General features: G+C 69.2%; 19 protein-coding genes. 7 read left to right on the forward strand and 12 right to left on the reverse strand.

All coding sequences use genetic code 11. The features are described from left to right. Positions 1–234 precede the first annotated feature (234 nt). On the forward strand, positions 235–1,269 hold the full coding sequence (locus tag ACFPJ1_RS36650) for an iron-siderophore ABC transporter substrate-binding protein (RefSeq protein ID WP_380110901.1): 1,035 nt from the start codon (positions 235–237) through the stop codon (positions 1,267–1,269). 15 nt (positions 1,270–1,284) lie between these two features. Here the strand turns inward: ACFPJ1_RS36650 and ACFPJ1_RS36655 are convergent, their stop codons facing one another. Next, positions 1,285–1,830, reverse strand: coding sequence for a copper chaperone PCu(A)C domain-containing protein (locus ACFPJ1_RS36655; RefSeq protein ID WP_380110902.1), 546 nt, complete (start codon positions 1,828–1,830; stop codon positions 1,285–1,287). A gap of 254 nt (positions 1,831–2,084) precedes the next feature. Here ACFPJ1_RS36655 and ACFPJ1_RS36660 point away from each other — a divergent pair, with 254 nt between their 5' ends. The 3 genes from ACFPJ1_RS36660 (at position 2,085) to ispF (ending at position 3,802) form a co-directional block, all read left to right on the forward strand. Continuing rightward, a complete protein-coding gene (locus ACFPJ1_RS36660; RefSeq protein ID WP_012918679.1) occupies positions 2,085–2,570 on the forward strand; it encodes a CarD family transcriptional regulator in 486 nt (161 codons plus the stop codon). Between the two features lie 69 nt (positions 2,571–2,639). Then, positions 2,640–3,335: a 2-C-methyl-D-erythritol 4-phosphate cytidylyltransferase gene (gene ispD / locus ACFPJ1_RS36665; RefSeq protein ID WP_380110903.1), complete on the forward strand. Its 696-nt coding sequence runs from the start codon at positions 2,640–2,642 to the stop codon at positions 3,333–3,335. Then, the gene (ispF, locus tag ACFPJ1_RS36670) at positions 3,332–3,802 is read left to right on the forward strand and encodes a 2-C-methyl-D-erythritol 2,4-cyclodiphosphate synthase (protein WP_380110904.1); all 471 of its coding nucleotides are present in this window, start codon (positions 3,332–3,334) and stop codon (positions 3,800–3,802) included. The genes ispD and ispF overlap by 4 nt, the downstream gene beginning before the upstream one ends. Positions 3,803–3,817: 15 nt before the next feature. Here the strand turns inward: ispF and ACFPJ1_RS36675 are convergent, their stop codons facing one another. The 4 genes from ACFPJ1_RS36675 to ACFPJ1_RS36690 all read right to left on the reverse strand — a co-directional run bounded on the left by ACFPJ1_RS36675 (position 3,818) and on the right by ACFPJ1_RS36690 (position 10,825). Then, a complete protein-coding gene (locus tag ACFPJ1_RS36675; protein ID WP_380110905.1) occupies positions 3,818–4,210 on the reverse strand; it encodes a RidA family protein in 393 nt (130 codons plus the stop codon). A 34-nt stretch (positions 4,211–4,244) separates the two neighbouring features. Next, positions 4,245–5,597, reverse strand: a complete 1,353-nt coding sequence (locus ACFPJ1_RS36680; RefSeq protein WP_380110906.1) for a M1 family metallopeptidase — start codon at positions 5,595–5,597, stop codon at positions 4,245–4,247. After that, entirely contained in the window at positions 5,597–9,571 is a 3,975-nt protein-coding gene (locus tag ACFPJ1_RS36685; RefSeq protein ID WP_380110907.1) for a Pls/PosA family non-ribosomal peptide synthetase, read from the reverse strand. Before ACFPJ1_RS36685 ends, ACFPJ1_RS36680 begins: the two co-directional genes overlap by 1 nt. A 111-nt stretch (positions 9,572–9,682) precedes the next feature. Beyond that, positions 9,683–10,825 (reverse strand): neutral zinc metallopeptidase, encoded by a 1,143-nt coding sequence (locus ACFPJ1_RS36690; protein ID WP_380110908.1) that lies wholly within the window; start codon positions 10,823–10,825, stop codon positions 9,683–9,685. A 74-nt stretch (positions 10,826–10,899) separates the two neighbouring features. Here ACFPJ1_RS36690 and ACFPJ1_RS36695 point away from each other — a divergent pair, with 74 nt between their 5' ends. Further along, entirely contained in the window at positions 10,900–12,588 is a 1,689-nt protein-coding gene (locus tag ACFPJ1_RS36695) for a DUF2207 domain-containing protein (RefSeq protein WP_380110909.1), read from the forward strand. Positions 12,589–12,677: 89 nt separating this feature from the next. Here ACFPJ1_RS36695 and ACFPJ1_RS36700 read toward each other — a convergent pair whose 3' ends face one another. The 5 genes from ACFPJ1_RS36700 to ACFPJ1_RS36720 form a co-directional block, all read right to left on the reverse strand. Continuing rightward, positions 12,678–13,688, reverse strand: coding sequence for a neutral zinc metallopeptidase (locus ACFPJ1_RS36700; RefSeq protein WP_380110910.1), 1,011 nt, complete (start codon positions 13,686–13,688; stop codon positions 12,678–12,680). Further along, positions 13,688–13,945 carry a hypothetical protein gene (locus ACFPJ1_RS36705; RefSeq protein WP_380110911.1) on the reverse strand — a complete coding sequence of 86 codons (258 nt, stop codon included), beginning with the start codon at positions 13,943–13,945 and terminating at the stop codon, positions 13,688–13,690. Before ACFPJ1_RS36705 ends, ACFPJ1_RS36700 begins: the two co-directional genes overlap by 1 nt. A gap of 400 nt (positions 13,946–14,345) precedes the next feature. Then, a complete protein-coding gene (locus tag ACFPJ1_RS36710) occupies positions 14,346–15,467 on the reverse strand; it encodes a neutral zinc metallopeptidase (RefSeq protein ID WP_380110912.1) in 1,122 nt (373 codons plus the stop codon). Positions 15,468–15,565: 98 nt separating this feature from the next. Next, positions 15,566–16,885, reverse strand: coding sequence for a neutral zinc metallopeptidase (locus tag ACFPJ1_RS36715; protein ID WP_380110913.1), 1,320 nt, complete (start codon positions 16,883–16,885; stop codon positions 15,566–15,568). Between the two features lie 91 nt (positions 16,886–16,976). Continuing rightward, positions 16,977–18,068 carry a neutral zinc metallopeptidase gene (locus tag ACFPJ1_RS36720; protein WP_380110914.1) on the reverse strand — a complete coding sequence of 364 codons (1,092 nt, stop codon included), beginning with the start codon at positions 18,066–18,068 and terminating at the stop codon, positions 16,977–16,979. Between the two features lie 384 nt (positions 18,069–18,452). Here ACFPJ1_RS36720 and ACFPJ1_RS36725 point away from each other — a divergent pair, with 384 nt between their 5' ends. Then, a complete protein-coding gene (locus ACFPJ1_RS36725) occupies positions 18,453–20,132 on the forward strand; it encodes a DUF2207 domain-containing protein (RefSeq protein ID WP_380110915.1) in 1,680 nt (559 codons plus the stop codon). Positions 20,133–20,336: 204 nt separating this feature from the next. Here the strand turns inward: ACFPJ1_RS36725 and ACFPJ1_RS36730 are convergent, their stop codons facing one another. Both ACFPJ1_RS36730 and ACFPJ1_RS36735 read right to left on the reverse strand, forming a co-directional pair. After that, positions 20,337–20,573 (reverse strand): helix-turn-helix domain-containing protein, encoded by a 237-nt coding sequence (locus ACFPJ1_RS36730; RefSeq protein ID WP_380110916.1) that lies wholly within the window; start codon positions 20,571–20,573, stop codon positions 20,337–20,339. Beyond that, entirely contained in the window at positions 20,573–21,052 is a 480-nt protein-coding gene (locus tag ACFPJ1_RS36735) for a DUF2975 domain-containing protein (protein ID WP_380110917.1), read from the reverse strand. The genes ACFPJ1_RS36730 and ACFPJ1_RS36735 overlap by 1 nt, the downstream gene beginning before the upstream one ends. 111 nt (positions 21,053–21,163) lie before the next feature. Between ACFPJ1_RS36735 and ACFPJ1_RS36740 the strand changes: the two genes are divergently transcribed. Continuing rightward, entirely contained in the window at positions 21,164–21,754 is a 591-nt protein-coding gene (locus ACFPJ1_RS36740; protein WP_380110918.1) for a GNAT family N-acetyltransferase, read from the forward strand. The last annotated feature ends 2 nt before the right edge of the window (positions 21,755–21,756 follow it).

Below are 21,756 nucleotides of genomic sequence, written 5' to 3' on the forward strand. Positions count from 1 at the left end.
CACACCGCACCCAAACCACCGCCGCTTGACACCCTTAACACCTGGGGTGTCTGTCGTTCCGCACGCCGGGCCCGGTGTACCGCGGGTGAACTTCTTGTACTGCGAGCCGGCGGCCCCTGACGATCTCGCGGGCCGCAGTACGAGGTAGGGCTCACATGTCGGCGGCTGTGACGGTGGCGGGTGGTTAGCTTAGGCTCTCCTTAGTTGAGGTGTCTGTTGCTAAGGAGAATCACCATGTCCTGGTCCCGTACCCGGGCGGCGCTGCGCCCCGCTCGTACTGCCGCTGTGGCGGTTGCCGCTGTTCTGGTGGCGACGACGCTGGCTGCTTGTGGCAGTGACGCCGACGAGCAGGCGGCGCCCGCGGGGGATGCTTCCGCCGGGTTCCCGGTCACGCTGAAGAACACGTTCGGCGACACCACGATCGAGAAGAAGCCGGAGCGGATCGTCACGCTGGGGTGGAACGCGCAGGACGTCGTGTACGCGCTGGGTGAGACGCCGGTCGGGATGCCGAAGATCACCTACGGCCCGACGCCGGCCGGGATCACCGCCTGGGACACCGAGCACTTCGACGCCGCCAAGACCACGCTGCTGGACACCACCGACAGCATCCCCTTCGAGAAGGTGGCGGCGCTGCGGCCGGACGTGATCCTGGCGCCGTACGAGGGGTTCGACAAGGCGACCTACACCAAGCTGTCGGAGATCGCGCCGACGGTGGCGTACCCGGGCGCCCCGTGGCAGACCACCTGGCAGGACCAGACCACGATCATCGGCAAGGCGCTGGGCAAGTCGGCCGAGGCGGACAAGCTCGTTGCCGGGATCAGCGAGCTGACCAAGAAGGCCGCTGCGGAGCACCCGGAGTTCAAGGGCAAGACGCTGTCGATCCTGTCGTACGGCGCGGAGAACTATGCGTACATGCCCGGTGACCCGCGGGTGCAGATCCTCAACGAGATGGGCTTCGTGAACGCACCCGGGATCGAGGCGCTGGAGAAGACGAACTCGAAGAAGGAGTTCGCGCTCACCGTCAGCAAGGAGCGGCTGAACGACCTGGACGCCGACGTGGTGGTCGGCTACATCGATGGGATGACGCCGGAGAAGTTCGCCGCCGACCCGGTCTACGCGTCGCTGCCCGCGTTCAAGAAGGGCAGCACCTACCTGATGACCGACCAGCAGGTCATCTCCGGGATGAGCGCCGTCAGCGTGCTCAGCGTCCCGTGGGTGCTGGGCAAGATCCTCCCCGGCCTCTCCAAGGCCGCCGAAGCCGCTTCCTGACCCGTACGGCGAAGGTCAGCCTTCGGACTCGGCGTCGGGGCGCGGCGACGGGGAGTAGTGGTCGAGGGTGAGGACCGGGATCGCCGTGGTGATCGGGCCGGCCTTGCCGAAGGTGAGGACCACGTTGATGATGTCGCCCGGCTTACCCCCGGTCACCGTGATCGGCTGGCCCTCGGCCGGCGGCAGGGTGACCAGCTGGTTGGACTTCAGCTCGACCGGCTTGACGTTGCCGAACGTCACCGTGGCCGGCCCTCCGGCGGGGTCCTGGCCGTCCGGCTCGGTGGACGGGGCCGAGGCGATGCCGACCAGGGTGTCGTCCTCGTCGCCCTTGTTCACGATCCCCGCGTGCAGCTCGCCCTTGCCGTCCTCGTCGGCCAGCACGAGCATGTTGCGGACCGCGATCGGGCCCGAGTCGGCGTTGGTGCCCTCGGCCGCCTGGTAGGGCTTCGTGGTCTGGGCGCCGAAGTTCGCCCCGCACGCCGCCACCACGATGCTCAGTGCGAGGGTGGCACCGGCCAGGCCGGTGCGCCGAAAGGCCTTTGAGGACAACGTGATGGGCACTTGAGTTCCCTCTCCTACAACCCGGTGGATGCCGCCAGGCTTTGGCCCCCGGCGGAGCACAGCGTAGCGACATCCGGCCGCCGGTCCGACGGCGGGCACCCCTGTGGCGGGTGTCCCGGGCAACCATCTTCGCGCGTGCGAGGCACGGCGGACAGCGTTTGTCAAGGCGGGAAGTGGCCTCTGACCAGCGCAAACGCCCCGACCGGACCACCGACCGCGTGGTAGGATGGGACTCGGAAAGGGGCACGTGACATATGACTTTCACAGTCGGCGAGACGGTTGTTTACCCCAACCATGGTGCGGCCGTCATCGAGGACATCGAGACCCGTCAGATCAAAGGTGAGGACAAGACCTATCTGGTCTTGAGGATCGTCGCTCAGAACGACCTGGTCGTCCGGGTCCCCGCGTGCAACCTCGATCTTGTCGGCGTGCGTGACGTCGTGGATCAGGCTGGCTTGGAGCGCGTCTTCGACGTGCTGCGGGCGCCGCACACGGAGGAGCCGACCAACTGGTCGCGTCGTTACAAGGCGAACCTGGAGAAGCTGCACTCCGGTGACGTGATGAAGGTGGCAGAGGTCGTCCGCGACCTGTGGCGCCGTGAGCGTGACCGTGGTCTCTCCGCCGGTGAGAAGCGGATGCTGGCGAAGGCTCGTCAGATTCTCGTCTCCGAACTGGCCCTGGCCGAGCACACGAACGAGGACAAGGCGGAAGCCATCCTCGACGAGGTCCTCGCTTCCTGAGTCCAGGAGCTTCCTGCTACTGGGGAGCACACCCGACCGCGCCCTCGAACCGTCCGGCATGATGGCGTCGTGAGTACTGCGGCGATCATCCCGGCGGCCGGTCTCGGGGTACGGCTGGGTGGTGAGGCACCAAAAGCATTTCGAGAGGTCGGTGGCGAATCGCTGCTGGTCCACGCCGTTCGTGGACTGCGGGCAGCGACCGCCGCCGACCTCATCTGCTTTGTCATCGCGGTACCGCCGGGCAGCGAGGATGTCGTCCTCAAACTGCTCGAGCCGTACGTCGGGACCGCGACGCTCCAGGTGGTTGCCGGTGGCACCGAGCGGACGGATTCCGTCCGGGCTGCCCTGGACCTGGTCCCCACCGAGGGGATCGACTGCATCCTCGTGCACGACGCGGCCCGGTCCTTCGTACCGGTTGCCGTGATTGAGCGCGTGGTCGCCGCCGTGCGTTCCGGGGCTCCCGCGGTGGTGCCGGTGGTTCCTGTCACGGACACGATCAAGCGAGTCGATCCGGTCGGCAAGGTGGTCGACACGCCGGACCGGTCGGCCCTGGTCGCGGTACAGACTCCGCAGGGGTTCGAGCCGTCGCTGCTGCGGCGGGCGCATGCCGCAGAGGGCCTCGGAGCGACCGATGACGCGATGTTGTGCGAGCGACTCGGAGTGACTGTGCAGACCGTCGAGGGATCTGAGGACGCGTTCAAGGTGACGCGGCCGCGGGACCTGATCCTGGCCGAGTCGATCCTCGCGGAAAGGCGATCCTCATGAAGGTGCCACGGGTGGGGACGGGCGTCGACGTCCATCCGGTCGAGGAAGGCCGGCAGATGTGGCTCGCCGGGCTTCTGTGGCCCGAGGAGACCGCTGGCCCTTCGGGGCACTCGGACGGCGATGTGGCGGCTCATGCGGCCTGTGACGCGCTGCTCTCGGCCGCACGGCTCGGCGATCTGGGATCCAACTTCGGCACCTCCGAACCCGAGTGGGCCGGGGCCTCCGGCGCGGCCCTGCTGGCCGAGGCAGCCCGCCGCGTCCGCGCCGCCGGCTTCGAGATCGGCAACATCTCGATCCAGCTCATCTGCAACCGCCCCCGCGTCGGCACCCGCCGCCTCGAAGCCGAAAAGGCCCTCAGCACCGCCTGCGACGCCGACGTCTCCGTCTCGGCAACGACGACGGACGGCCTGGGCCTCACCGGCCGCGGCGAAGGCATAGCCGCTATCGCCACCGCCCTCATCTACTAGTACTGCGCTCGGGGCTCACGGGCGGGTGGCGATGACCTCGATCTCGACCAGGGCCTGGCCGCCGAGGCGGGCGCCGGCTGTGAGGCGGGCGGGATACGGGGTCGTGAGGAACTCGGGGAAGACTGCGTCGTAGGCCTGGCGGTCGCGGTCTAGGTCCTGGAGGAAGGCGGTCACCTTGACGATGTCGTCGAGGGAGGCGCCGGCCTCGGCGAGGATGGCGGCCAGGTTGCGGAAGATCTGGCGGGTCTGCTCGGCCGCGTCTCCTTCGCCGACCAGGTCGTTGGTCTTCGGGTCGTACGCCAGCACGCCCGCGGTGAAGATGAGGTCGCCGACGATCCGTGCCTGCGAGTAGTGCCCGCGCGGCGCCGCAGCCGCGTCCGTGGAGACAGCAATCCGAGAAGAAGTCATACCAGCGATCCTAAGGACCACGACAGCCACACTGTCAGCGGCGCCGGCCAGCCCGGGGGAGAGCCGGCAGCTCCGGGAAGTTCAGCCAGACGGAGAACAATCCCCGTAGTGCGACCCAGTCCCCGCAGAACTCGGCGGCCAAGGAGATAAAGGCGTCCGTAGTCACCGAGCCGTGCCGGTACCGCCGTGTCCAGGTCCGCAGCAGTTCGAAGAACGGGTCGTCGCCCAGCAGCTGCCGCAGTACGTGCAGGGTGATCGCGCCGCGCTTGTAGAGCCGGTCGTCGAACATCAGGTCCGGCCCCGGATCCGACAGCACCAGGTCCTGGTCGAGCCCCTTTAGCCGGTTGTAGGCCCTCGTTACCTGCTGCGTCGCACTCAGCCCACCCGACGCCTCCGACCACAACCACTCGGCGTAGCAGGCGAATCCCTCGTTCAGCCAGATGTGCCGCCAGCTCGCCGGGGTCAGGCTGTTGCCGAACCACTGGTGGGCGAGCTCATGCGCGACCAGCCGCTCCGCGCCGCGCCGCCCGTCCACGTGGTTGCTGCCGAACACCGAGATGCCCTGTGCCTCCAGGGGAATCTCCAGCGGGTCGTCCGTCACCACCACGGTGTAGCTGCCGAAGGGGTACGGCCCGAACAACCTGGTGAACAGCTGCATCATGTTCTGCTGCCGCCCGAAGTCCGAGCGGAACTCCCGCACCTGCGCCGCCGGCAACACCCCCCGCATGGGGACCGGCGACGACGCCAGCTCCAGTACGTCGTACCGGCCGATCTGGACGGTCGCCAGGTACGTCGCCATCGGGGCCGCCTGGTCGTACACCCAGCTCGTGCGGCTCGCCTTCGTCCGCCGGGAGACGAGTCGCCCGTTGGCGACCACGTAGTACGGCGAGTCGGTGGTGATGGTGATCCGGTAATGAGCCTTGTCACCGGGATGGTCGTTGCAAGGGAACCAGGTGGCCGCGCCGCTCGGCTGGCTCGCCACGATCACGCCTTCGGTCAGCTCCTCCCAGCCGAGCTCGCCCCATGGGCTGTCGATCGGCGCGGGGTTGCCGGAGTACTGCACGTCCACGACGAACTCGCCGCCGTCGACGATCGTGCTGGCGGGCCAGACGTGCAGTTTGCCACTGCGATGCGTGTACCGCGCGGCGCGGCGCCCGTTGACGTAGACCTTCGTCACCCGCAGACCGGCCAGATCGAAACTCACCCGGGACAGCGCCTGGGTCGCGACGGCGGTGATGGTGGCCTTGCCGCTCAGCCGGTTGCTGTTGACTCGGTAGTCGAGGTCGAGCTCGTACGACTCGACGTGGTAACCGCCGTTGCCACGGGCCGGAACATAGGAATCCCCGGCCGTGGGGTCACCGGGGCTCCCTTTGAACTCGGCAACCATCAACCGCGCCAGGGGGCGATCGGGTTCCCGGCCCAGCGCGAACCGGCCGGAACACTCTCGCCACGCATCACCAGGGAGACCGGACCGATGGTGGCGCCCGCTCCGATCGAGGCCGCCGGCAGGATGATGCCGTGCGGCCCGAGGGTTGATCCTGGCCCGAAGGTGACGGTGCTCATGGAACAAACCCTGTCATGAAACAGGTGCGTCTGGAGGACGCATCCGCGATTCACCGAGGCACCGTCGCCCAGGGTGATCAGGTCCGCCTCGGGCAACCAGTACGTCTCGCACCAGACGCCCTTGCCGATCTTCGCGCCGAGTGTGCGCAGCCACAGCGTCAGCACCGGCGTACCGGCGGCGGCGTTCGCGAACCAGGGTGCGGCGACCATCTCGACGAAGGTGTCGACGACCTCGTTGCGCCAGATGAAACTGCTCCACAGCGGATAGTCGACGGCTTTGGTGCGGCCGACGATGACCCACTTGGCGATCGTGGCCATCGCGCCCGCCACGGCCCCGGCGGCCAGGATCACCGCGCCGGACAGCAGCAAGGTCCACCACGGGCCGAGCCAGAGATCGAGCGCCTGCAGGGTGAAGAGCACGCCCAGCGCGATCAGGACGGTGCACATCATCGGGACGAACCGGCACAGCTCGACCGCGGCCCGGGCGAACTTCAGCCGCAGGGGCGGGTTGAACGTCCGGCTCTGGTCGCCCTCGATCGCCTGGCGGCGCAGCTTCACCGGTGGGCTGCCGAGCCACGAGGTGCCCGCCTTCGACTTCTTCGGCGCCGCCGAGAGCACCGCGACCAGGCCGTTCTTCGGCACCGAGCGACCGGGTGCGGTCATCCCCGAGTTGCCGAGGAAGGCCCGTTTGCCGACCTTCGCCCCGGCCACGTGCAACCAGCCGCCACCCAGTTCGTACGACGCGATCATCGTGTCGTCGGCCAGGAACGCCCCTTCGCCGACCGTGGTCATCTTGGGCAGCAGCAGGACGGTGGACGCCTCGACATCGCGGCCGATCTTCGCCCCGAGCGCCCGCAACCACCACGGCGTCAGCAGGCTGGCGTAGAGCGGGAAGAGCAGGGTGCGGGCGGAGTCGAGCAACCTCTCGGTGGCCCAGACCTGCCAGCCGATCCGGCTCCGCACCGGGAAGTGGCCGGGCTTGATCCCGATTCCCAGCAGCCTGACCCCGATCAGAGTCAGCAGCGCCAACGTCACGAACCCGACCAGCGTCATCAGCGGAACCGCCCACAACGCCTGCAGGGCGGCATCCCCGAGCGACGACGTCCCCCGCACGGCCTCCCGCAGTACGACGATGGCGGCCGCGGCGGCTCCGAGCGGAAGGAGTGACATCAGCGCGGAGGCGGCGCCGTACGCGAGGACCCACAAAGGGGCACGGGCAGGGCGTTCCTCGGGCCAGGGGTGGCGCGCGCGACCGACGCGGGAGGCGGGTGATCCCGACCAGCGCTCGCTCGCGGGGACCTTGCCGGACACGGCCGAGCCGGCGGCGATCTCCGCGTTGCGGCCGACCTCCGCGCCGGGCAGCAGGGTGCTCCGCGAGCCGACGACTGCCTCGGCGCCGATGCTGACCGTGCCGACGTGCAGGCGATCCCCGTCGATCCAGTAGCCGGACAGGTCGACCTCTGGCTCGATCGAGGCGCCGCGACCCATCGTCAAGAGGCCGGTGACGGGTGGAAGCGTGTGCAGATCGACGCCACGGCCGATCTTCGCGCCGAGCGCCCTTGCGTAGTAGGCGATCCAAGGCGCACCCGCGAGGTTCGCGGCGCCTGCCGCGTCGGCGAGGTTCTCCGCCGCCCAGAGGCGGACGTGGACACTGCCGCCGCGCGGGTAGATGCCTGGCTTCAGCCCGCGCAAGAGCAGCCGGGCACCGACGACAGCGATACCCATCCGGCCGGCCGGCGTGATGAGGATCAGCCAGCCGGCGAGGATCCACCACCACGACACCGTGCGCACCCACGGGTGCTGGCCGTCCGTGAGTGCCAGCAGGTTGTTCAGGGTGAAGAGCCAGACCAGCCACCGCACACCGACGACGGTCTGCAGCAGCAGGGTGAGAGCCGTCTGCAGGAGTTGGGTCGCAGGAGGAGTCGGCCTGATCTCCCGGATCTCGACTGGCTCGACAGTGGAGCTGAAGGAGTCCAGCCGGTCGGCCAGCGCTCCGAGCCGCGGGTAGTCGTAGATGTCGCCGACCGTGGCTTCCGGATACCGCTCGCGCAAGGCGGAGACCAGTTGGGCCGCCGCGAGACTGCCGCCGCCGTGCAGGAAGAAGTCGTTGTCGGGCCCGGTCACCTGCGCGCCGAGGACCTTCGTCCACCGCGTCGCGAGCCAGCCCGCGGTTCCGTCGAGCTCAGCTGCCGGGCCGTCGGTCTCCATGCCCGGCAGTGGCCAAGGCAGAGCCGCGCGGTCCACCTTGCCGCTGGTCCTGGTCGGCAGGGTGTCGGTGACGGCGAGCAACGGGACCAGCGCGGCCGGGAGCTCCTCACGCAGCCGCTCGGTCGCCGCTTGCTGGTCGAACGACTCGGGCTCGTCCGGTACGACGTACCCGACGAGAAGCTGATTCCCCGCGGCGCTGGTCCGGACGGCGGCAGCCGCGCCGGAGATGCCGGGGAGTGCTTGCAGGGCGGCATCCACCTCGCCGAGCTCGATCCGCCGGCCGCCGAGCTTGATCTGCTCGTCGGCCCGACCCATGAACACCAGGCCCTCCGCCTCGTTCCGGACCAGGTCGCCGCTGCGGTACGCGCGGTCCCACCCGAGCGACGGCATCGGGGCGAACTTCTCCGCGTCCTTGGCGGGGTCGAGATACCGGGCCAGACCGACGCCGCCGATGATCAGCTCGCCGGTACCGTCCTCGGGTACTTCGTTGCCTGCGGCATCGACGACGGCCAGATCCCAGCCGTCCAAGGGCAAGCCGATCCGGACCGGACCCACACCGGTGAGCCGGGCGCCGCAGGCGACAACGGTCGCCTCGGTCGGGCCGTAGGTGTTCCAGACCTCGCGGCCGTCGACTGCCAGCCGCTCGGCCAGCTCAGGCGGGCAGGCCTCGCCGCCGAAGATCAGCAGTCGCACGTTGTCCAGGGCGTCCGCCGGCCACAGAGCCGCGAGGGTCGGGACGGTCGAGACGATGGTGATTCCCTGTGCCACCAGCCAGGGGCCGAGGTCCATCCCGCTGCGCACCAGCGACCGCGGCGCGGGCACCAGGCAGGCGCCGTGCCGCCAGGCCAACCACATCTCCTCGCAGGACGCGTCGAACGCCACGGACAACCCGGCGAGCACTCGGTCCTCCGCGCCGATCGGCTCGGCCTGCAGGAACATCCGCGCCTCGGCGTCGACGAACGCCGCCGCCGAGCGATGCGTGACCGCGACTCCCTTCGGCACGCCGGTCGATCCCGAGGTGAAGATGATCCAGGCGTCGTCGTCGGGACCCGGGCCGTCGCCGGCGCCGTGCCCACCACCAGCGCTTGCGCCCCGAGCCCTCGTACCTGCCCGCGAAATACCGGCGCCGGCGCCCGCAGTACCGGGGTCGGCGTCCATCCGGGCGGAGTAGGGGTAGTCGTAGTAGCCGTCGGAGGCTTCCTCGGGCTGGACCCGGGTGGAGGTGATCTCCAGGTCGTCGGTGACGATCGCGGCGACGGCGGCCTCGCCGAAGACGAGTTCGGCGCGCTCCTCGGGGTCGTCCGCGTCGACCGGGACATAGGCCGCACCTGCCTGCAGGCTGCCCAGGATCGCGACGTACAGATCGTTGTGACCGGAGGAGATCCGTACTCCGACGCGGTCGCCCGGGCCGATCCCCAGCGTGGTCAGCCGGCCGGCGAACCGCGTCACCTGGCCGAGCAGTTCGCGGTAGCTGAGGCTGACGTGCGAGTCGTCGAGCGCAGGCTCGTCGGGATACTTCGCTGCCGTCGCCTGCAGGATGTCGACCAGCGTGCGCTCGGGTGGAGCGCTGTCCCCCCGTCGCAATGTCACGGGGCGGATGATACGCCGCTTGACCGTCCTGATCCCGAATACGCCGTCACCCGGACACCAACTGCGAGTGTCCGGGTGACGAGTGTCTGGCTTGTGGTCTGGACCAGCGACCTACTTCACCAGGTTGGTCGGGGCTGCGAAGGTGTTGCAGGCCTTGGTTTCGCCGACGTTCAGGCCGTTCAGGATCCAGAAACCCTGACTGGTGGCCAGGCCGTGGGTGCGCTCGTCCTCGGGCGTGTTCGGGCTCTCGCCGAAACTGTTGCTGGCCTGGCGCTCGAACTCGGCCATCCGGTTGGTGAACGGGTAGGACTTCTCCACCGCCCGGCTGAAGACACCGGCGAAGCAGGACGCCTGCAACTCGTTGCGCCGTGAGCTCTCGAGCTTCTCCTCCGGGTGGTCCTGCAGATAGACGGCCCGTGCGTAGAAGAGGTCGCTGACGCCCTGCACGTGATGGCCGTACTCGTGCGCGATCGTCATCAGGAAGGCCAGGTCCTGCTTCGAACCGAAGGCCTTGTTCATCTGCTTCGCGTCGGTGTACATCACCGAGTTGCCGTAGCAGTAGAAGGCGAGCACTCGGCCGGACAACGGAGCGAACCGGCCACACGGCGTGACCACCGGCTGGTCGAACACCACCAGACCCGGGTCCGGCTTGTCCGAGCCGAGCTTGGCGAAGGCCGGCCGCCAGGCGTCGTTCAAACACTTGAAGAGCTTCTCGTAGTACACCTTCTGCGCGGCCAGGCCGCCGTCGCCGAGCTTCTCGGCCGGGCAGTTCAGCTCGCCGAGACCGCCGACCTGGTAGATCGGAGCGTTCAGCAGGAAGTCCTCGGCGGTGCCCTTCTCCGGGTTTGTGGTCGCGGTGGGCACGACAGACGGGCCGTTCGTGCTGGGCCGGCTTGCGGTGTCGCTCCCGCCGCCGGCCAGCATCACGCCGACCACGGACAGCGCGATCCCGACGAACGCGACGACGAAGAAGCCCAGCAGCACCAGGCGGATCGCGCTGGACTTGCGCCGCCGCGGCTGGAACCCGTTGAAGTGGTTGGGGCCGCCGCCGTAGTACGGCTGGGCCCATTGCCCTTGGTATTGCCCTTGGTACTGGCCCTGTTGCCCGGGGTACTGCTGTTGCGGCGGGTACGGCTGGCGAGGGGGTGCATAGGTGCCCTGCTGCCACTGCGTCGCCTGCGGCGGAGGCAGTACGCCGGGCGGTGGCGCCGGCCGATCCTGGGGACGTCCGTCGTACCCGTACGGGTTGCTCACGTGTCGTTCCCCTTCCGCTACTCGTCGGTCGTCTTGGTTCGCTGGACGAACCGGCACGAGACTACTCTCGACCCATGTCACTGAAGCGCCGCCTCTCGCCGGCCGCACTGCTCGCGTCTCTGACAGTCCCTTTTGTTGCCTTCGGCATGTTGCCGGCCCAGGCCGCGGACGACCAGATCACGTCGTACGTCGCCGAGGCGACCCTGACGGGTGACGGGATCCTGAAGGTCAAGGAGACGGTGGATCTGACCGCCGGCGGCGACACCTTCCGCCGGACCCTGACCACCCGGGTCCGGTCGGACGCGGAGGAGGACCGCACCTACGCGATCTCCAACATCTCGGCCACGGTGAACGGTCAGCCGGCCGAGAACTTCGAGAACAAGGCGACCGACAACGGCCGCGAGCTCAGCCTGAAGGCGTCCGGTCAGGCCAAGGTCGTCTACAGCTACGACGTGGACAACGTGGTCGCCGACTCGACCGAGGGCCGCGAGGTGAGCTGGCCGATCGTGCAGGGCTACAGCGCCTCGATCCCGAAGGCGGCCGTGACGGTGAACGTCCCGTTCGCGACCTGGGTGACCTGCTTCGCCGGCCGAGTCGGCTCGAGCATGCCGTGTACGACGTCGCAGCTGGCCGAGTCCGCCGCGCTGCAGATCGAGCAGAACGGCATCCCCGCCGGTGGCCGGCTGACCTTCCTGACCGGGCTGAGCGACCAGGCCACGGTCCAGCCGAACGCCGAGTTCAAGACCCGCTGGTCGCTGGGCCGCGCGTTCACCGTCGACTCGACCACGCTCGGGCTGAGCGTGCTGCTGCTCGGCATCGGCGTACTGGCCGCGGCCGCGCTCTGGTACTTCCGCGGCCGTGATGCGGGCAAGACCGGGGAAGGAGCGCCCGAGCGCCCGGTGCTGGACGGCGCCGACGGGCCGCAGTTCGCCGCACCCGACGGCATCCGGCCGGGTCAGGTCGGCACGGTGGTGGACGAGACCGCCGACATGGTGGACATCACCGCGACCCTGCTGGACCTTGCCGTGCGCAACTACCTGACCATCGTGGAGCTGCCCCGGGAGAGCCACTTCGGCAAGCTGGACTGGGAGCTTCGGCGGCTGAACGCCGGGGGGCCCGAGCTGCTGCCGTACGAGAAGGCCTTGCTGGACGCGGTGTTCGCCGACGGCGACACCGCCACCGTCTCCACCCTCGGCCACGCGTTGCGCCCGCGCCTCGGCCTGGTCCGCGAGCAGTTGTACGCCGATGTCGTCACGCAGGGGTGGTTCGCGAGCCGCCCGGACGCGGTGCGGAACCGCTGGACGACGGCGGGCCTGGTGCTGGTCGGTGCCGGTGCTCTGCTGACGATCGTGCTCGCCATCGCCACGAAGTTCGGCCTGGTCGGGTTCGCGGTGATGCTCGCGGGCGTCGCGTTGACGCTGTCCGGGCAGGTTGCTCCCGCGCGCACGGCACGCGGCGCCGCAGTACTGGGTCGGGTGGCCGGGCTCCAGCGGTACCTGGCCGACGAGACGTCGGCGGATCTGCCGCAGAGCCACCGGCTGGAGTTCGCGTCGCGCTGCCTGCCGTATGCCGCCGTGCTCGGGTTGACGGAGAAGTGGGCGCTCGAGATCGCCGCGACGGATGACGACGACGACGACCCGGACGCCGGGATCGGCTGGTACTCCGGTCCGGAGAACTGGCACCTGTCGAACATCGGGGAGTCGCTGTCGAACTTCGTCGCCGCTTTCGGTGGCACGCTGTCGTCGGCCCGCCGGCTGTTCTGAACTACTGATCCAAGCGTCGGACAACGACGAAGCCCGGTCCCCTTGTGGTGGGGCCCCGGGCTTCGTCGTGTTCGTGGTGGTGGTGTCGGTCAGTTGGAGCGCTCCGGCGCGGAACCGAAGGTGTTGCAGTATCTCGGACTCTTGGAGTTGAAGCCGCGCACCGACCAGTAGTTGTGGTTCGCCTTGCTGCCCTGGGACCGGATCATCGGGCGGGAGAACTCGTCGCCGGTGTTGGCGATCAGGGCCTTCCATGTGGTCAGGAGCGGGCCACGGAGCGGGAGGTACGGGCCGGCGATCCCGAGGTACGCCGAGCCCAGGCAGGAGGCCTGCAGTTCACGCTTGCGGCTCTCGGCCAGCCTCTCCTCCGCGGTCGGCGCGTTCACCTGCCGGGAGAGGGAAGCCGCGTAGATACCGCTCAGACGCTGCACGTGGTGCCCGTACTGGTGGGCGAACGTGTTGAGCATCCAGGCGCGACCCGAGACCGGGTTGCGCGCGTAGTAGTTCGCGCCGAGCGTGAACGGCATGTAGATCGTCTCGTTCTTGTCGCAGTACGCGCCACGGGTGCCGCGCTCCGTGGCGCATGGGGTGGCGACTGTCCCGGCGTACACGACGACCTTCGGTGCGCGGTACGGCAGGCCGGCCTTCTTCATGGCCAGCCACCACGTGCGGTTCATGCAGGGCAGCACCAGCGAGTAGTAGGCCTTCGCGCCGGCGAGGGTCGACGGGACGGCCTTCGGCTCGAGGCACCGTGTTGGGGTGAGCGCGCCGACGGTGTAGAGCTTGCTGGCGGTGACGATCTCATCGGTCGTCGGCGGCCGGCCCTCGGTCGGGGAGGCGCTCGGGCTGTCCGACGGGTTCTCCGACGGGGACGCGGAGGCCGACGGCGGGTCGGCCGAGACGGGCACCTTGCCGTCGTCTCCACCGTTGCGCAGGGCGAACGTGACACCGGAGCCGACGACCAGGACCGCCAGTACGACGAGGCCGATCAGCAGGCCCTTCGGCGTCTGACGCGGCTTCCGGCGACGACCGGGTCCAGGCGGCTGCGGGATCGGGATCGGCGGGTACTGCCACGTCTGCGGCTGCACAGGCTGCTGCCCCATCACATGGAAACCACCACCCGCGGGTCCGCCGGCAGCCGGTCCCTGACCACCCGCGGCCGGACCGCCCTGCCCCCAGCCACCAGCGGCCGGACCACCAGCACCGGGTCCACCAGCACCGGGTCCACCAGCACCCGGTCCCTGGCGGCCGGTCGTCGCAGCTGGTCCAGTCGCGCCCGGGCCGCCTGCTGTCGGCCCGCCCGCTGCTGGTCCCCGCGCTGCTGGTCCCCCCGCTGCTGGTCCCCCCGCTGCTGGTCCACTGCCGCGGGGCCCTGTCGGCCAATTCCCTGAGGACGTGCCGGCGTGCCTGGGTCCCTGACGGCCTGACTGACCGGCGGAGTCAGAGGCGCCTGGCTGGCCGTAGGGCGGCAGGTTCCACGAGAGGCTGCCGGGACGCCTGGGCGTCGGCGGTCGCCCTGACGGCGGTGGCGCCTGGTGCGGCGGGACCTGCTGCGGCGGGACCTGGGTGGGGTCGCCGGGTGGGCCGGGTTGCAGGTACTCCTGCGGCTTCTCGGTGGACTCGGTCCACCAGAGGGGCGACTGGCCATCCTCCGGCGGAGACTCCGGCGCGGGCCGGTCGGTGGGCTGTTCGCCCTCCGAGTCCGGCTCGTGCGGGTTCCGCCCAGGGGGTGGAGTCCAGTTGTCCGACATCGATACTCCTCACGAGACCTTGCTGGCCGAAGCCGTGAACGTGTTGCAGCTGGCGCTGTCGAGCGTGTTGAAGCCGCGCGCGGCCCAGTACTGGTGACTGGTCCGCGCGCCGTGGTCCCGCGGTCCGCCGCGGTTGTTCTCGTCGCCGGTCTGCGCCTCGACGTACCGGCGGTAGATCGTCAGGTCGAGACCGGTGATGCCGTACGAGGTTTTGTTGGCGCCCATGAAGGTGGCGCCCAGGCAGGATGCCTGCAGCTCGACCCGGCGGCTCACCTCGAGTCGCGCCGCGAGGTCCGGCGCGTCGTACTCGAGCTGCCGGGCGGCAGGCAGGATGCCGGTGAGCTGCTGCAGGTGGTGGCCGAACTCATGACCGGCGGTGTAGGTGGCCCACATCCGGGAGAAGGACCGGTTCGCGCCGTCGATCGAGCGGTTCCACAGCTTGATGTCGTCCTGGTACTTCAGATAGAGCGTCTGGGTCGCGCCGCAGTAGAAGGAGACGGAAGAGCCGCCCGCGCAGGGCGTCTGGACCGAGCCCGCCCAGAACACCACCCGCGGCGCCACGAAGGTGTCCTTGGCCGCCTGGACCTGCGGGGTCCAGGCCTTGTCGAGGCAGCCGACGAGGTTCGCGTAGTACGTCTCGACCGTGGCCTGGGTGTTCAACGCGACCTGCGGCTCGCTGCAGCCGACCGAGCGCTGGACGCCGGTGGTGTAGAAGGCATTGGTCGTGACGGTTTTCGCAGTGTCCTGCGACGAGGGGGCGGCGGGCGGAGTTCCGGGGCCGTCGTCCGGGGTCCCGGTCGAGATGGTCTGGCCGGCGCCCGGCTGAGGCGTCACGGTCGGCGAGTCGCCGCCGCGGACGGCCAGGGCGGCGATCACGACCACCACCGCCACGCCGCCGAGCACCAGGAGGCCGACCAGCAGCGCGCTGAGGTGGTTGCGCGGTGACGGGCCGCCGTGCTGGAAGTTGTGCTCGCCGCCGAAGTCCGGGCCCCAGCCGACGCGGGGCTGCGCGGGACCGCCGCCTGGCGCGCCGGGCGGCGGGTGGATGCCGTAAAGCGGCATCGAGCCGTCGGGCAGTGGCCCCGGCGGCTGATGCGGCCCTGGTGGCTCGCTCCATTCCTCGTTCGACACGGCTGTTCCTCATCCCCCGGGGACACACAAGGCGTGATCCGGGGGACCAGGCTAACCACCAGGACGGCTCTACGTCTGCACATGGGTGTGGCGGACGTCTAGCTCACCCTCGCCGCGGAGGCGGTGAAGGTGTTGCAGGAGGCTGGACTGCGGCTGGTGTAGCCCTTCTGGGCCCAGTACTTGTGGTTGCTCTTGCTCCCGTGGTCACGCTGCGGGTCGATGGTGGCTCCGATCAGCCACTGCCACTGCCGCAGCGATTCGCCGCTGAGCGGGTAGCTGCGCTTGTTGGCGCCGATGAAGATGTCGCTGAAGCAGGAGGCCTGCAGTTCGAGCCGGCGGCTGCCCTGCAGCTCCAGCGCCTTGCTGGGTGCCTCGTACCGCAGCCGGCTGCTCGCCTGGAAGATGCCGGTCAGGTTCTGCACGTGGTGCCCGTACTCGTGCGCGAACTGGTGCAGCATCCACATCCGGGCCCAGACCCGCTGGTAGTTCTCCGGGTGGCGGTTGTAGTTGCCGATGTCCTCGGTGAGGTTCATGTAGATGGTCTCGTTGCCGCTGCAGTAGAACGGCGGCCCGCTGTCGCTCCAGACGCCGCACGGCGTGCTCACGTTGCCGGAGAACACCATCACTGTCGGCGGCCTGAAGGTGCCCCCCGCCTTCCGCACCAGCGCCGGCCAGGCGCGGTTCAGGCAGTTGCGCAGGTTGAGGTAGTTGGTCCTCGCCCCCGCCACCGTCGACGGCCGGGCCTTGGACTCCTTGCAGTTGACCGACGGCATCGTGCCGGCCTTGTACAGCCGGTTGATGCTGACCAGCTGGAGGTTCGTCGGGCCGGGCTTGGGCTTCGAGGTCGAGGTCGTCCGCGGCGCGGTCGGCTTGACCGGCGGCTGGGTGGTCCTCGTCGGCTGGGTGGCCGGTGGCGCCTTGGTGGCGGAGGTGGGCGGCGCCGCCGTGGGTGACTCGGACGGCCCGCTCGTCGGGTTGTAGGTCGTGGTCGGGTACGGCTGACTCGTGTACGAGGGGTCGTCCTTCAGCAGGTTGACCCCGGCAACCAACCCGACCACTCCGAGCACGGCGATGCCGAGGACCAGGAGGACCACCTTGGCCGAACTCTTCTTCTGCGGCGGCCGCTGCGGTCCACCGGGCTGAGGAGCACCCCAGCCGAGCCCCTGCGGCATGCCGCCGTACTGACTGCCGCCGTACAGCGGAACGCCGCTCTGGGGTGTCCCGTACTGCGGGGGGCCGCCGTACTGGGGTCCGCCCCCGTACTGCGGAGCGCCGTACTGGGGGTTGCCGCCTTGGCCGGGCGGCGGTCCGTAGTACTGGCCCTGGGAGCGAGGGTGGTTCCCGGGCGGCGGTACCTGCCCTTGTGGCGGAGGCTGCTGCGGGTACTGCCCGGGGGCTCCCCACTGGTTGTCGGACACGGGCTCTCTCCAGTGCCCCGCCAGCGGAACGAGTACGCGGCCTGGGGCGCGGCCGTGCGGAGCCGAACCTATCCGAGCCTCGGTTCAGCCGTCAGCTCACCTGCGAGCCGGGTGCCGCGAAGGTGTTGCAGACGGCCGGGTTGCGCCCGTTGAAGCCGCGGCGGCCCCAATAGCCGTGGCTCTTCTTGCTGCCGTGGTCCCTGGGCAGGTAGGAGACGTCGCCGCTGTTGTTCACGACGTACAGCCACTGGTTGTAGAGCACGCCGGTGAGCCCGTAGCTGCGGCGGTTGGTGCCGAGGAACACGTTCCCTAGGCAGGACGCCTGCAGCTCCATCCGCCGGTTCAGTTCGAGCGCCTTGGCGGCGGTGGCGTCGTAGCGGACCTGGTAGTACGCCGGGAGGATCCCGGTCACCTGCTGCATGGCGTGCGCGTACTCGTGGGCCACCGTGTGCGAGGCGAGCGCCCTGGCGAACGAGCGGTTCTGTTTGTAGTAGCTGACGTCGTCGGAGACGTCCATGTAGACGGTGTGGTTCGAGGAGCAGTAGAAGGACAGGCTGCGGTCGGAGTTGCCGCACGGGGAGTTCGCCGAACCTACCCAGGCGACCAGCGCTGGCGCCCGGAACCGGTAGCCGGCGGCCTGCACCTGCCGCGGCCAGGCCCGGTCGAGGCAGGCCTTGATCTGGCGGTAGTAGGCGGTGGCCTTCGAGGCCGAGCTCAGGCCGACCTTCGACTCCTTGCAGTTCACCGCGCGCTGCGTACCGGTTCGGTACAGGGTGTTGGCCGTGACGATCTGCGACGCGGTGGGCGGCGGCTTGGGCTTGGTCGTGGGCCTGGGTTTCGTCGTCACGGGAGCACTGGGCGGTCGGGTGGTCGCCGCCGGCCGGGTGGGCTGCGCCTTCGTCGGCTGAGCGGGGGGAGGACCGACCGGGCGAGTGACGGTCGGCTCACTGTTGTCTTCGAGCAGGTTCGAGGCGACAGCGATGCCGAGTGCACCGAGAACGGCCAGTCCGCCTAGTACGCCGAGCACCAGCAGTACCGGGCTGCGCTTCTTCGGCTGCGGCGGCAGTTGCCCCCAGCCCAGCGGCTGCCGGTACTGCGGCTGCCACGCCGGCTGGTATGGCGGCTGCTGGTACTGCGGTCGGGACGGCGCCTGCTGGTAGGGCGGCTGGGGTTGTTGCGGCACCTGGGATTGATATGGCGCCGGGGGCTGTTGGTACTGCGCCTGCTGCTGATGGGGCTGTTGGTACTGGGGCTGAGGTGGCTGGTGCGGCTGCGGCGGCTGGTTGCCCTGGGGAGAACCCCACTGCTGGTCCGACAACTGCGCTCCTCACCTGAACGAGCCGGCGCCCCGACGCTCCGGCCCGGGCCAGCCTACGCAGCCGCCGGGTTACCACCGGTCCGCTCGCGGGTCGTTGCGTTGGGCATGGGTCGCGGTATGGTGCCCCCTGTCGACGGCTCGTTCCGGCCGCCGGTGTCTCGGTACGACCTGCCCCGGCCGCCCGGCTGTCGGACAGGGGCCCGCTGGGCCGATTCCATCCTGACCCTCTCGATACGGTGTGATTGGGCGATGCGTCTACGTCTGCTCGGGGTATCCCTGTGTGCCCTCGGTTTCCTGACCCTGACCGGCGTGCAGGCGGGTGCGTCCGGCACCGCCGGCAGCGCGGATCCGGTGGTCACCAACTACGACACCGAGATCCGGGTCGAACGCGACGGGCTCCTGAAGGTGTCCGAGTCGTGGAAGCTGAGCAACGTGTCCGGGACATTCACCCGGTTCGTCGTGACCCGCGATCACCTGCCCGACGACGTCGACCACGTGCAGGAGATCGAGGACCTGCAGGTCAAGGCGGCCGGCCAGGACAAGAAGTCCGAGCTGACCACCAACGGTGACGTCACCTCGATCGCGGTCGCGGACATCTCCGGCGACACGCAGCTCGACTTCACCTACACCGTCCGCGGCGCGGTCGCCGAGACGCTGAACGGCACCGAGGTCCGGTTCGCCCCGCTGACCGGGATGAACCTGACAGTCCAGGACGCGAACATCACCTACAGCACGCCCGAGGTCACCCACGTCTCGTGCTTCGCCGGCGCGATCGACAGCAACACCCCGTGCACCCTCGCGCAGATCGGCGAGACCGCCGGCCCGACCTTCCGCCAGCAGGGCCTGCCGCCGGGCAACACGATGCGGATGACGGTCGGCTTCCCGAAGGGCGAGATCGCGGCGAACTCGATTGTCGAGTACCGCAAGACCTTCAAGCGCGCCTTCTCGACCGACACCGCGCAGCTCGTCACCGCGCTGGCGGTGCTGCTGCTCGGCGCCCTCGCGCTGCTCGCCCTGTACCGCCTGCGCGGACGCGACCAGGTCGACCCGCGTCGCGTCGTACCGGCGTCGCTGTTCAGCCTCGGCCAGGACACCCGGATCGACTTCACCCCGCCGGCCGATCTGCGGCCCGGTGAGGTGGGCACCCTGATCGACGAGCGGATCGACCCGGTCGACGTGACCGCGACGATCATCGACCTCGCCGTTCGCGGCCACCTGACCATCACCGAGCTGGAGCACGAGACCGAGTACTCGCGCCCCGACTGGGAGCTCCGCCGGGTGGCGAACGCGCCGTCCGAGGAACTGCAGCGGTACGAGAACGTCCTCGTCCGCGCCATCTTCGGCGACTCCGACTCGGTCCTCGTCTCCGAGCTCGGCCGCCAGGTCCGCGCCAACCTCGGCCAGGTCCAGGACGCCCTGTACGACGGGGTCGTCAAGCGCGGGTGGTTCACCGAGCGCCCGGACCGCACCCGCTCCCTGTGGGCCACCATTGGCATCGGCGTCACCGTGCTCGGCGTCATCCTGACCATCGTCCTGGCCCTCGTCTCCAGCTGGGGACTCCTCGGCCTGGCGATCACCGCGGTGGGCGTCGGCCTACTGGTGGTCGGCCGCCACATGCCCGCCAAGGCCCCGGCCGCGGGTCGCGTGCTCGGTCAGGTCGCAGCCATCCGCGGCGAGCTGCTAGAGATGGACGTCAGCGAACTCCCGACCGACCAGCACGCCGAGCTGTGCTCCCGGGCCCTCCCGTACGCCGTAGTCCTGGGTGGTTCCGAGCGCTGGATCGACGCCTTGGTAGCCACCGACGACGACCAGGACGAAGACGAGGGCTTTCACTGGTACCGCGGCCCCCGAGGCTGGCACCTCCAGTACCTCCCCGACTCCCTCCGCAACCTAACCACCAACCTCACCGGCGCCCTCTTCACCCGCTGATTCACCCCCACGCAACTCCTCCGTCGCCGGCCCGGCTGTACCGAACGACAGGTAGATGTCGCTCGCCACGTCAACCTCCACACCTACCTAGACGCTAGAGCCGCACGGAGAACGCACTACTCCCTGTCGTTCCGTACGCCGCAACCCGTCCTCAGTTCTTGCCGGGCACGCGCCCCCCGCCTTCCGACACGGTGGCGCCGGGGTTCAGCTGTCCTGGTGGGCTCGGTCGTGGTCGGGTTCCTCGACCCACTCGAGCAGGTCGCCGGGCTGGCAGTCGAGCACCCGGCACATAGCTTCCAGCGTGCTGAAGCGCACGGCCTTGGCCCGGCCGTTCTTCAGAACCGCGACGTTCGCCGGCGTGAGCCCGACCAGTTCGGCGAACTCGCCCACGCCCATCTTGCGCTTGGCGAGTTCGACATCGATGCGGACCACGATGGGCATCAGATGACCGCTTCCATGTCGGTGCGCAAGGTCGTGGCCTGCCGCAACAGTGTTCGCATCACGACCACCAGCAGCAGCACCACGCCGCCGACCAGCCCCATCACGAACAGCAGCAACGGCGCACCGGGATCGTCGGCTCGCGACGCGAAGTACAGGGAGACACCGCCGTAGAGCACCCACCCGGTGGCCATCGCCACCACGATCGAGTCGACCCACTTGAAGGCGTCCTCGCTGAAGATCCGGTCGACCTTGACCAGGGTGAGCAACTTCCACGTACACACGATCACCACCTGGACGCACAACAACTCCACGATCGCGAAGGCCGTCAACGGCCAGCGCAGGTGGGCGTTCTCAGGATCCTGCTCGGCCATGTGCGCGAACTGCCCCGGAAACGACAAGGTCTGCAACAGAACCAGCACGGCGAACAGCAGCACGAGAAGAACTCGGAGGGGAACAACCACCCGCTCTAGCATCCGCATGCATCGACTATCACTGACTACCTATCGCTAGTCAATCGATCCCTGGGGGTCTGCTGCTCGGCACGCTGGAGTGGGTTCGTAGCAGTGAGCAGAGAGAGGTAAGAGTGAGGGATGGATGTTCCGCGGCTTGACCTGGGGCACGTGACGCTCCGGGAGCTCTCCGAGGCAGACTTACCGACAATCAGCCAGGCAGCCGACGACCCCTACATCGAACTGCTCTCGGGTCTCGTCCCGGGCGATGCCGACAGCGCCAAGGCCTACCTACGACGACAGGCCCTCCGAGCCGAACGCGACCTCGGCCTATCTCTGGCCATAACGGAGACCGCAACAGACCGAGCCGTGGGCCAGATCGGCCTCTGGCTGAGAGCAGTAGCCCCCGATGGCAGTACCGGCTACCTCGAAGAAGCCCACGGCCGAGCGGCGCTGGGGTACTGGATCCTCCCCGCCGAGAGACGGAAGGGCTTCGCCACAACTGCCCTCAACGCCCTGTCGACGTGGGCACTCGCCCTCGACGACATCGAGCGGCTGGAAGTCTTCATCGAGCCGGCCAACAAGCCGTCCTGGCGTGCAGCCGAGCGAGCTGGCTATCACCGCGAAGGCACACTCCGCAGCTGGCAGAAGATCGGCGATTCCCGCCGTGACATGTACCTCTACTCCCGCCTACCTGAGGACGCTGGAGAAGACATGGCCGTCGGTCGCTGATC

It is taken from the genome of Kribbella qitaiheensis (assembly GCF_042657745.1).
In the GTDB taxonomy this organism is placed as follows: domain Bacteria; phylum Actinomycetota; class Actinomycetes; order Propionibacteriales; family Kribbellaceae; genus Kribbella; species Kribbella qitaiheensis.

Coding starts and splice junctions, on each gene's coding strand:
- ACFPJ1_RS36730 (WP_380110916.1), bottom strand. CDS start 20,573: ATGCCCATCGTGGTCCGCATCGATGTCGAACTCGCCAAGCGCAAGATG.
- ACFPJ1_RS36735 (WP_380110917.1), bottom strand. CDS start 21,052: ATGCGGATGCTAGAGCGGGTGGTTGTTCCCCTCCGAGTTCTTCTCGTG.
- ACFPJ1_RS36660 (WP_012918679.1), top strand. CDS start 2,085: ATGACTTTCACAGTCGGCGAGACGGTTGTTTACCCCAACCATGGTGCG.
- ACFPJ1_RS36695 (WP_380110909.1), top strand. CDS start 10,900: ATGTCACTGAAGCGCCGCCTCTCGCCGGCCGCACTGCTCGCGTCTCTG.
- ACFPJ1_RS36680 (WP_380110906.1), bottom strand. CDS start 5,597: ATGGTTGCCGAGTTCAAAGGGAGCCCCGGTGACCCCACGGCCGGGGAT.
- ACFPJ1_RS36740 (WP_380110918.1), top strand. CDS start 21,164: ATGGATGTTCCGCGGCTTGACCTGGGGCACGTGACGCTCCGGGAGCTC.
- ACFPJ1_RS36650 (WP_380110901.1), top strand. CDS start 235: ATGTCCTGGTCCCGTACCCGGGCGGCGCTGCGCCCCGCTCGTACTGCC.
- ACFPJ1_RS36725 (WP_380110915.1), top strand. CDS start 18,453: ATGCGTCTACGTCTGCTCGGGGTATCCCTGTGTGCCCTCGGTTTCCTG.
- ACFPJ1_RS36675 (WP_380110905.1), bottom strand. CDS start 4,210: ATGACTTCTTCTCGGATTGCTGTCTCCACGGACGCGGCTGCGGCGCCG.
- ACFPJ1_RS36700 (WP_380110910.1), bottom strand. CDS start 13,688: ATGGGGCAGCAGCCTGTGCAGCCGCAGACGTGGCAGTACCCGCCGATC.
- ispF (WP_380110904.1), top strand. CDS start 3,332: ATGAAGGTGCCACGGGTGGGGACGGGCGTCGACGTCCATCCGGTCGAG.